Below are 10,099 nucleotides of genomic sequence, written 5' to 3'. Positions count from 1 at the left end.
GAGCCCCGCCGCCGTCGCCCGCGCGCGGGCGACATCCTCGGCGAAATGCTTCTTGCCGGCGGCACTTTTCTTTTCCTTTTTTGCCAAAGATATCTCCTTCCATCGCCTGTATCGTTACATGCAAATCATCCTTTCGGCAGCGAAACCTGTCAAGACGGCGTTGCACCGGGTTTTCCCGGAGGCTTTGCCGGGCGGAGGCCTTCATGCGAATTTTTTTTGCGCACTTTCACGCGGCATCCGCTTTCCGGGGCAGGGCCCGCCTGCCTGCCCATCCCGGAAAACCCGAAACCGCGGCTGCGGGCACGGAACGCCCGAAACGTTGGTGCCCGCACCCGCAAATACGATAGTATTTTCCGGAGCATCATCCCGCTGCCAGCCCAGGCCATGGCCTTTCCCCGGGAGAAGAAATTGCACGAAAAGCGAAGGTTCATCCTCCTTGCGATCATCATGGCCGCCGCCATCGCCGGCGTGACGGGCTCCACCCTTTTCGTGCTCTATCGAACCGCATTTCATGAAACCCGCGGGCGCCTCATCGAAATCGCCCAGAGCCGCGTCGGCCTCCTCGAAACGATGGCTGAGGACAGAATGCGCGCAGCGGGCGGTACGCTCTCCCAGACCGCCGTGATCGACATTCTTCGGCGGGTTCAGACCGCCGTTGACAACCACTTCATGGGATTCAGCCGAACCGGTGAATTCACGCTGGCCCGGCGGCGTGGAGAAAACATCAATTTTCTTCTGCGGTTCCGCCACTCGCCCTCTCCCGCTCCCGGAATCAATGAGACCCCCTTTCAGGCGAAAACGGCCGAACCCATGCGGAGGGCGCTGGAGGGAAAAACCGGCACCCTCATCGGTCCCGACTACCGGGGAGAAAACGTTCTGGCGGCCTTTGCGCCGGTCAAAGGCCTGGGCTGGGGGGTTGTCGTCAAGGTTGATCTTTCCGAAGTGCGCCAGCCCTTTATCCGCGCGGGCTTTCAGGCCGGAGGCATCGCCCTGATACTGATTTTCCTGGGGGCGATTCTCTTCCGCCACATCAGCTTCCCCCTCCTTCGAAACCTCGAAAACAGCGAGCGGCGCCTCCGCGCGATCATTGATTCGGCCGTTGATGGAATCATCACCACCAACGAAGCCGGAATCATCTTGTCTCTCAACAAATCCGCCGAAAAAATGTTCGGCTACACGGCGGACGAAGTTCTCGGCCAGGGCGTCAACATATTGATGCCGAATCCCTTCAAAGACGGCCATGACGGGTACATTCAATCCTATCTCGATACCGGCGAGAAAAAAATCATCGGCACCGGCCGCGAGGTGACGGGGCTGCGGAAAGACGGGAGCGAGTTTCCGGTTTCGCTCGCCGTCAGCGAAGTCCGCCTGGATGATCGCACGATTTTCACCGGCCTCATCCGCGACCTGAGCGAACAGAAAAAGATGGAAGCCCAGCGGGAGCGTCTCGAGGCGCAGCTCCACCAGGCCCAGCGCCTGGAGACGATCGGTACGCTCTCCAGCGGTATCGCCCATGATTTCAATAATATACTGGCCTCCATCCTCGGCCACGCCGAACTCGCCCTGCAGGAGATTTCCGACAACCCCGTGGCCCGCGAGGACATCGGGCGGGTGATCGAATCGGCGGAGCGGGCCCGCGACCTGATCCAGCAAATCCTGACCTTCAGCCGCCAGGCGGCCACCGATCGCAGCTCCATCCCGCTTCAGTACATCGTTCACGAGGCGCTGAACCTCCTTCGGGCCTCTCTGCCTTCCACCGTCGAGATCCATGAATACATCAACGGCAATTGCAGGACGGTCTATGCGGACGCGACGCAGATTCACCAGGTGGTGATGAATCTCGCCGTCAACGCCGGACACGCGATGCGCGAAAACGCCGGCCGGCTCGAAGTGCACCTGGAACCGTTCGAGGCTACCGCCGCGGCCGCCCAGCAATACGCGAATCTGCGCGAGGGAAACTATGTGCGGCTGACGGTATCCGACACCGGGCACGGCATGGGCCAAAAAACCATCGACCGGCTTTTCGAGCCGTTTTTCACCACCAAGGAAGTGGGAGAGGGAACGGGGCTCGGCCTTTCCGTCGTCCACGGCATCGTCATGAGCCATGGCGGCGAGATCACCGTGTACAGCGAACCCGGAAAGGGAAGCACTTTCAACGTCTACTTCCCGCTTTCCCATGAAGAGGCGCCCGCCTCCAAGCCCCACAGCGAGATCGCGCCCGCGGGCAGCGAGCGCATCCTGCTCGTTGAGGACGAAGAAGAGGTGGCCGGCGTGGCCAAGCGCATGCTCGAAAACCTGGGCTACCGCGTTTCCGTGAAACACAACGGCGCCGATGCGCTCGAGGCGTTCCGCGCGGCGCCGGAGTCGTTCGATCTTCTCGTCACGGACGAAACCATGCCCCGCATGACGGGCTCACGCCTCGCGGCGGAGATCGCGCACATGCGGCCAGATTTTCCCGTCATCCTCACAACCGGGTTCAGCTCCCTCGATCAAATCGCCAACGAGGAACTCCCGAACATCCGGGAAATCGTCATGAAGCCCTTTGCCCCGCGGGAACTCGGGGCAGCCATCCGGCGCGCCTTCAGATAAGAAGGGAACGAATATGTGGTGGTGCGACGTCGCTTTCAGCCATCTGGAGGTTCCCCTCCGTCTCACGGACGCGGAGCGCGCCCGGAAAGCCCGCCCGCCGCAGATCGCATGTGTCGTCATTGACGTCCTGCGGGCTACCACCACCATCGTTTCCGCGCTGGAGCACGGCTGCAGCCGCGTCCTCCCCTTCTCCTCGCCCGAAAAAGCGCTCGAGGCCGCCCGCAGGCGCCGCAGCCAGCGGGGAAAAGAATTTTTCCTCCTCGGCGGAGAGCAGGACTCGCACCCCATCCCCGGCTTCGATACCGGCAACTCCCCCCGGGAGTGCACCCGGCCCGTCATCGCGGGGCGCGACCTCCTCCTCTCGACCAGCAACGGAACGAAGACGCTGACCGCCGCGGGCGATTGCGGCCACATTCTCATCGCGGCCTTCGCCAATCTTTCGGCCGCGGCGCACCGGGCTTCGGAAATCCTGAAGGAAGACCCCTCCACCACTCTCCTCCTCGCCTGCTCGGGAAGAAACGGCGGATACTGCGAAGAGGACACCGTCGCGGCGGGTCTTCTTCTCCAGAAAGTGATCTACCATCTCGGAGAGGGGCATATCGAGCTTTCCGACACCGCCCGGGCGGCTCTCGGGACGGCGAAAAGCGCGGAGGAAGATCTGGGCCGCATGCTCCGGGAGAGCTGGTGGGGAAAGCACCTGGCCTCGCTCGGGCTGGGCGAGGACATCGCCTATTGCGCCAGACAAGACTGGACGGAAGTGGTTCCTATCTACCGGGACGGCACGGTTACGGCGAGGTGATCTCCTCCACCTCCGCCAGCGCCCCGCCGATGGCCGCATCCCGCTCGCCGGGCGCATCCCCCGGCCGCAGGTGGAGAAAAAACTCGCGGTTTCCCTTCGCCCCCCGGAGGGGGCTCGCCAGCGCCCCCCTCGGGCCATAACCCGCCGACGCGGCCCAGTCCCAAAACTCCCGCAAAACCTCATCGTGAAGGGCGGCATCGCGCACGATACCCCCCTTCCCGACCTTTCCCTTTCCCACCTCGAATTGCGGCTTGATCAGGACAATCATCTCCCCGGGCGGGATCAACACCTCCCGCACGGCCGGAAGCACCTTTCTGAGGGAGATGAAAGAGAGATCCGCCACCGCGAGATCCGGCCACTCCCCGCCCGAGGCGGCCGCCACCATCTGGGCCGTCAGGTGCCGCGCGTTGGTTTCTTCCATCACGAGAACCCGCGCATCCCCGCGGAGCGACCAGTCGAGAATTCCCTTGCCCACATCCACGCAAACCACCCGGCGGGCGCCCCGCCGCAAAAGCACATCCGTGAAACCCCCGGTCGAGGCACCCGCATCGAGACAAAACCGGCCCTCGGGCGAAACCCCGAAGGCATTGAGGGCGGCCGCCAGTTTCAGGCCGCCCCGGCTGACATAGGGACAGAGATCTTCGAGAACTTCGATGGGTGCATCGGTGGGATAGGAGACCCCCGCCTTGGTGGCCGGCTGGCCGTTCACGCTCACCCGGCCCGCGAGAATGAGCCGCTGGGCGCGCTCCCGGCTGGGCGCCAGATTCCGCTCAACGAGGAGTTTATCGAGACGCTGGCTTTTCGCCATCTCCGGTCAGAGAGGAGAACTCCTCTCCGGCGCCTTCCAGAAGGTCGCGCGCCGCCTGGGTGATGTCGCCCTGCGTGAGATGGCTTTCCTCGCGCTGGAGGGCGTGCGCGCCGTGTTCGATGAACCGGTCGGGAATCCCGAGCCGGGTGACGCGGACATCGCGCACTCCGTGATCGAGCAGCACCTCGAGGACGGCGGAGCCCATGCCCCCGGTGCGGCAGCCCTCCTCCACCGTCACGATGTGGCGGCACTTGCGGGCGAGGGAGAGGATCGCCTCCTCGTCGATCGGCTTCACGAAGCGCAGGTTCAGCACGGCGGCGCGGACGCGAAGCTCGGCCAGCTGATCGGCCGACTCCATCGCCAGGCGCACCATCGGGCCCAGGGCGATGAGGGCGACATCCTCCCCATCGCGCAAGAGTTCGGCCTTTCCCAAAGGAAGCGGCGTAATCTCCTCGTCCATCGGCACGCCCTCACCCACCCCGCGGGGGAAGCGGACGGCGGCCGGCCCCGGATGCTCGATCGCGGTCAGCAGCATGCGCTGCAGCTCGTTCTCGTCCTTCGAGGCCATGACGACCATGTTGGGGAGACAGCGCAGGTACGCGATGTCGAAGGCGCCTTGGTGGGTCGGCCCATCGTCCCCCACCAGGCCGCCCCGATCGAGGGCGAAGGTCACCGGCACATTCGTCAGGCACACATCGTGGATGATCTGATCGAAGGCACGCTGCAAAAAGGTGCTGTAGATCGCCGCGACAGGCTTCATGCCCTCGAGCGCAAGCCCCGCCGAAAAAGTGACCGCGTGCTGCTCGGCCATTCCCACATCAAAGCACCGATCGGGAAACTCCTCCTGGTAGCCCACCAGCGCCGTCCCCTCGAGCATCGCCGCCGTCACTGCGACGATCTTTTCGTCGCGCCGGCTGAGCTTGGCCATGGCCTGGGCGAACACCTTCGAGTAGCTGGGCGGCCCTTCGGCCTTTTTGGCGAATTTTCCCGTTTCCGGATCGAACTTGGTCACCCCGTGGTAGACGATGGGCTCGGCTTCGCTGTAGGGATAGCCGTAGCCTTTCTTCGTGACCACGTGGACGAGATTGGGGCCCTTCAGTTTCCGGACGTTCTGGAGAGTGGGAATCAGCAAATCGAGCCGGTGGCCATCCACCGGCCCGATGTAGCGGAAGCCCAGCTCCTCGAAAAGAATGCCCGGCACGAAGATGTTTTTCAGGGAGTCCTCGACCCGCTCCATGAGCTGCACCGCCGGTTCGCCCACCAACGGAACGTGGCTCATGATTTTCTGCACCTCATCGCGCACCCGGCGGGCGCGGTTGGCCCACTCGCCGGTCATGATCCGCGCCAGGTAGGAGCACATGGCCCCCACGTTCGCGGATATGCCCATCTTGTTGTCGTTGAGGATGACGGTGAAATTACGGTTTGAGGCGCCCGCGTTGTTGAGCCCCTCCATCGCCATCCCCGCGGTGAGACTCCCGTCGCCGATGACGGCCACGACGTGGAAATCTTTGCCCTGCATGTCGCGGGCCGTCGCCATGCCGAGCGCGGCGGAGATGGAAGTGCCCCCGTGCGCCACGTTGAGATGATCGTATTCGCTCTCGCGCCGATCGGGGAAGCCGGCGATGCCGCCCCACTGGCGAAGGGTAGGGAACCGATCGCGCCTTCCGGTCAGGATTTTGTGGGCATACGCCTGGTGGCCCACATCCCAGATGAGCTTGTCCCGGGGGGTGTCGTAGACGTAGTGGAGCGCGGTGACCAGCTCGGCGGCGCCGAGGGAGGCCCCCAGGTGGCCGCCTGTCTGGGAGGTGACCTGGATAATCAGATCGCGCAACTCGGCGACGACCTGCGGCAGGTCATCGTCGGCCAGCGCCCGCAGGTCGGCCGGACTCTCGATTCGCTGTAGAAGTTCACCCATCAGAGTTCAATCTCAGTCCACGGCCATCGAATTGCCCGCGCGAAGGCCGCGGCATCCTCTTATGGCGCATGAAAAGCGAGAGATGCCCTCTCCCTCGCCTCCAAAATTTCACTGATTTTACTTTAGATGAAGATTAGTGCCGCCGCAATACGATGAAACGGGCGAGGGCGGCCAGCGCCGCCGCCGCCCCCGAAAAGAGCGAAAGGGCCTCCTGGGCCTCCTCCTCCGCCCGGCGGGCCATTTCGCGCGAGGACTCGATGCCGTAAAGAGCCGGGTAGGTGGCCTTATTCTGGGCGGCATCCGAGCCGGTGGGCTTTCCCATCGCCCCGGCGTCCCCCTCGACATCGAGGATATCGTCCACAATCTGGAAGGCGAGGCCCGCCTTGGCGCCGTAGCGGCCCAGCGCCTCGAGCTGGGCATCGTCCGCCCCCCCGAGCAGCCCCCCGGCGCACACCGCCGCGCGGATGAGGGCGCCGGTCTTTCGCCGGTGAATCTCCTCCATCTCAGCCGGGGCGGGCGTTTGACCATCCGCGCGCAGATCGAGCAGCTGGCCGCCCACCATACCGCTCGCCCCGGCGGCATCCGCGATGAGGCCCGCCGCCCGGAGCACCCGATCGGCCCCCACCGCGCGGGCCATCCCCGCATCGGCCATGCAGGTGAACGCCATCGTCAGGAGCCCGTCGCCGCCGAGTATCGCGCCCGCCTCGCCGTAAACCTTGTGGCTGGTCGGAATCCCGCGGCGCAGATCGTCATCGTCCATCGCGGGGAGATCATCGTGCATCAGGGAGTAGGTATGGATGCACTCGAGCGCACAGGCGGCGGGCAGCACCACTTCCGGGTCGCCTCCCACCGCCTCGCATCCGGCGACGCACAAAACGGGGCGCAGCCGCTTGCCTCCCGCGAAGAGGCTGTAGCGCATGATCTCGTAGATCCCGGCGGACGATGCGCACTTCTCCGGGACGAACCGCTCCAGCGCCCGCTCGGTCCGTTCGGCCCACTTGGCCAGATATTCGGCCGCATCGAAATTTTCCGCGTTTTGCGCCACGCCCACCCGCTCCGGTTAATCTTCGTCCTCTTCCTCGTCTTTCTCTTCGAACGGTTCGAGCGAAAGCATCCCCTCGGCCTCGCCCGCAAGCTCCTCCACCCGCTTGTGGGCCCGATCGAGCTGCTCGCGGCAGTACTTGAAGAGGCCCACCCCCTGCTCGTAGAGCGCCACTGCCCGATCCAGCGCGGGCTCGCCTCCTTCGAGCTCCTCGACAATCTCCTCGAGCCGCGCGAGCGCCTCCTCGAAACTTTCGGGCGCGCCGCCTCCGTCCGTTTTCTTTTTCCTCGTTGCCGTCATCACATTTCCTCACTTTTTATCACTTCTTCCACCCGGCACATCAGGCCGCCCCGCGACAAACGGATGCGAACCTGGCCGCCCTTCTTCACGGCGGAAGCACCGCGCAACAGCGCCCCGTCCGGTTCCCGGTACGCCAGGGAGTACCCTCTCGCCAGTACCGCCAGCGGCGAGACGGCCTCGAGCCTTCCGACTACCGCACGCAGATCGGCTTCCCGCCGGGTGGTGTTTCGCGCCGCCGCCCCCGAGAGCCGCCGCATCACCTTGCGGATCCGCAGCGCACCCTGCCGGAGCGCGCTGCGCGGGGAGGCGGCCGCCAGCCGCGGCGCGAGCGCCGCGAGGCGAACACCCTGCCGCTCCGATAGATAGCGCAGCGCACGGGCCAGGCGCTCGATGTCGCCGTCGAGGCGCTGCCCCAGTGCGTCGATCAGATCGCCGGGCCGGCGGAATATCCGATCCTCCAGAATGGCGCGGACCGCATCCACCCCATCGCCCACATGGGCCCTGGCCAGATTTTCCAAGATACCCGGCAGACGGTTCAAGTCGCGTGAGAGCGCCTGCCAGCCGCGGGTGGCGCGCTCGGCGGCAGCGGTCGGGGTGGCGGCCGCCTCATCCGCCGCCAGATCGCAGAGCGAGGTGTCGATCTCATGGCCCACCGCCGAGAGCACCGGCACGCGGCAGGCGGCGATGGCCCGGACCGCTTCTTCCTCGTTGAACGCCCAGAGGTCTTCCCGGCTTCCGCCGCCGCGGCCGCAGATGATCAAATCCGCCGGCTTGCCGAGCGCGGCGAGGCCCGCATCCGCCCGCCGGAGAGCCGCCGCGATCGAGGCGGCCGCGCCCTCGCCCTGCACGCGGGTGTGGAGGACGATGAGCTCCACAATGGGCGCGCGGTCCCTAAAAACGCGCAGCATGTCCCGAAGGGCGGCGCCCTCGCGGCTCGTGACAAGGGCCACGCGGCGGGGCCGCTCGGGGAGGGGCTGCTTCCGCCCGGGAGCGAAGATGCCCTCCCCCTCGAGCTTCTCGAGAAGCTGGCGGAAGGCGATCTCGAGCGCGCCCTCGCCCAGCGGCTCGATGGAAAGCACCGAGAGCTGAAAGCGCCCGTCGCGCTCGTAGAGCGTCACGTGTGCGCGCACCATGACCCGCATGCCGTCCTCGGGCGCAAAGCGCAGAAAGCGTCTGCGGCCCGAGAACATGACCGCCCCCACCCTCGATGCGGCATCCTTGAGATCGAAGTAGGCGTGGCCGGAGGGGTAGGTGCGCCAGGAGCTGATCTCGCCTTCGACGAGCACCTCTCGGATTTTCTCTTCGAGGAGCGCTTTGACGCGGGAGTTGAGCTGGGAGACGGTCAGAATGGGGGGACCGGGGGGCGCTGCCGCGCTCTCGCCCAGGAGGTCGACGCTCACTCGAGCATCCTCAGATGCTGGCTGGGCAACTCGCCCAACACCTGAACGCGGTAGGCCCGCACCGTGTTCACCATCAACATCGCCACCGTCATCGGCCCCACTCCGCCCGGCACCGGCGTGATGGCTGAAACCCAGTCCTGCAACCCCTCGAAGTCGCAATCCCCGACGAGCTTGCCGTCCTCGAGGCGGTTGATCCCCACGTCCACCACCACCGCGCCCTCGCGCACCATGTCCCGCTTCAGGAAGCGGGGCACCCCGAGGGCGGCCACGACGATGTCCGCCTGCTTCGTGAGGGCGGTGACATCGCGCGTCTTGACGTGGCAGAGGCTGACGGTCGCGCCCTCGTACAAGAACAGGAGCGAGAGCGGCAGGCCGACGATCTTGCTCGCCCCGACGATGGCCACGTTCTTGCCGTCCATCTCGACGCCGTTCCGCTTCAAGAGTTCGATCACCCCGGCCGGGGTGCAGGGGCGCAGGTTTCCCACGTTGAGGGCGAGCTTGCCGAAGTTGTCGGGATGAAAAACGTCGACATCTTTTTCCGGATTGACGGCGTGGAGCAGCTCCTCCTCGTGCAGGTGGGAGGGAAGCGGCAGCTGGATCAGGATGCCGTGAACGGCCGGGTCGGTGTTCAGCCGGGTGATGAGGCCGAGAACGTGTTCCTGTGTGGTGTCGGCCGGAAGCCGGTAATCGTAGGTCCGGATGCCGAGATTTTCGGCGGCCCGCTCCTTGTTCCGGACATAGATCTGGGAGGCGGGATTCTCCCCCACGAGGATCACCGCGAGCCCGGGCGGGCGGCCGATGCGCCGGGTGCCGTCCTCGATGGTCGCCCGCAACTCCTCCATCACCTCGGCGGCGACGGGCTTTCCCTTCAGGATGGTGGCGGAAGTTTTCTGGCTCATCGGATCCCCACCGGACGCAAGAAGGAATGGACGGGGGCGGTCAATTCCGGGACACTACGGCCCTGGCGAAAGAATCGCTTGGTCTCCGTTTTCACACGCTGAATGCAGAAGGCAGGAAATCCTCCAATCGGGCGGCATTATAGTGAGGGGCATCGCGCTCCCGCAAGTGTCCGTAGTGGCCCGTAGTTTAGAAAGAGGAGAGAATGGCCGAATTCCGGCATCCCTGCCTGACCGTTGACCTCATCATCGAGATGGAGGGGGGCGGGGTCGTCCTGATTGAGCGGAAAAACCCCCCGCCGGGGTGGGCGCTTCCGGGCGGATTCGTGGACTACGGCGAGCGCCTCGAG

The 10,099-nt window shown here is 65.3% G+C and carries 9 protein-coding genes; 3 read left to right on the top strand and 6 right to left on the bottom strand.

What is annotated here, in order from left to right; translation table 11 throughout:
- Nucleotides 1-408: 408 nt before the first annotated feature.
- Together O2807_06535 and O2807_06530 are read left to right on the top strand one after the other, a co-directional pair.
- Nucleotides 409-2,589 carry a PAS domain S-box protein gene (locus O2807_06535; protein MDA1000159.1) on the top strand — a complete coding sequence of 727 codons (2,181 nt, stop codon included), beginning with the start codon at nucleotides 409-411 and terminating at the stop codon, nucleotides 2,587-2,589.
- A gap of 13 nt (nucleotides 2,590-2,602) precedes the next feature.
- A complete protein-coding gene (locus O2807_06530; protein ID MDA1000158.1) occupies nucleotides 2,603-3,388 on the top strand; it encodes a 2-phosphosulfolactate phosphatase in 786 nt (261 codons plus the stop codon).
- On the opposite strand, the gene O2807_06525 is transcribed toward O2807_06530, so the two are convergent.
- The 6 genes from O2807_06525 to folD all read right to left on the bottom strand — a co-directional run bounded on the left by O2807_06525 (nucleotide 3,375) and on the right by folD (nucleotide 9,752).
- Nucleotides 3,375-4,196 (bottom strand): TlyA family RNA methyltransferase, encoded by an 822-nt coding sequence (locus tag O2807_06525; GenBank protein ID MDA1000157.1) that lies wholly within the window; start codon nucleotides 4,194-4,196, stop codon nucleotides 3,375-3,377. The genes O2807_06530 and O2807_06525 overlap by 14 nt on opposite strands.
- The gene (gene dxs, locus O2807_06520) at nucleotides 4,171-6,111 is read right to left on the bottom strand and encodes a 1-deoxy-D-xylulose-5-phosphate synthase (GenBank protein ID MDA1000156.1); all 1,941 of its coding nucleotides are present in this window, start codon (nucleotides 6,109-6,111) and stop codon (nucleotides 4,171-4,173) included. Before dxs ends, O2807_06525 begins: the two co-directional genes overlap by 26 nt.
- A gap of 133 nt (nucleotides 6,112-6,244) precedes the next feature.
- Complete coding sequence (locus O2807_06515) at nucleotides 6,245-7,156, bottom strand: polyprenyl synthetase family protein (GenBank protein MDA1000155.1); 912 nt, start codon at nucleotides 7,154-7,156, stop codon at nucleotides 6,245-6,247.
- 15 nt (nucleotides 7,157-7,171) lie between these two features.
- A complete protein-coding gene (gene xseB, locus O2807_06510; protein ID MDA1000154.1) occupies nucleotides 7,172-7,453 on the bottom strand; it encodes an exodeoxyribonuclease VII small subunit in 282 nt (93 codons plus the stop codon).
- Nucleotides 7,453-8,853 (bottom strand): exodeoxyribonuclease VII large subunit, encoded by a 1,401-nt coding sequence (xseA, locus tag O2807_06505; protein ID MDA1000153.1) that lies wholly within the window; start codon nucleotides 8,851-8,853, stop codon nucleotides 7,453-7,455. Before xseA ends, xseB begins: the two co-directional genes overlap by 1 nt.
- Nucleotides 8,850-9,752, bottom strand: a complete 903-nt coding sequence (gene folD, locus O2807_06500; protein MDA1000152.1) for a bifunctional methylenetetrahydrofolate dehydrogenase/methenyltetrahydrofolate cyclohydrolase FolD — start codon at nucleotides 9,750-9,752, stop codon at nucleotides 8,850-8,852. Before folD ends, xseA begins: the two co-directional genes overlap by 4 nt.
- Nucleotides 9,753-9,955: 203 nt before the next feature.
- On the opposite strand from folD, the gene O2807_06495 reads away from it, so the two are divergent.
- Nucleotides 9,956-10,099, top strand: a 144-nt coding sequence (locus O2807_06495; GenBank protein MDA1000151.1) for an NUDIX domain-containing protein, incomplete at its 3' end; no start/stop codon positions are given.

The sequence above is a fragment of the bacterium genome, from assembly GCA_027622355.1.
In the GTDB taxonomy this organism is placed as follows: domain Bacteria; phylum UBA8248; class UBA8248; order UBA8248; family UBA8248; genus JAQBZT01.
The sequence above is the reverse complement of the archived record's forward strand: the minus strand, read 5'-3'. Positions and strand labels throughout refer to the sequence as shown.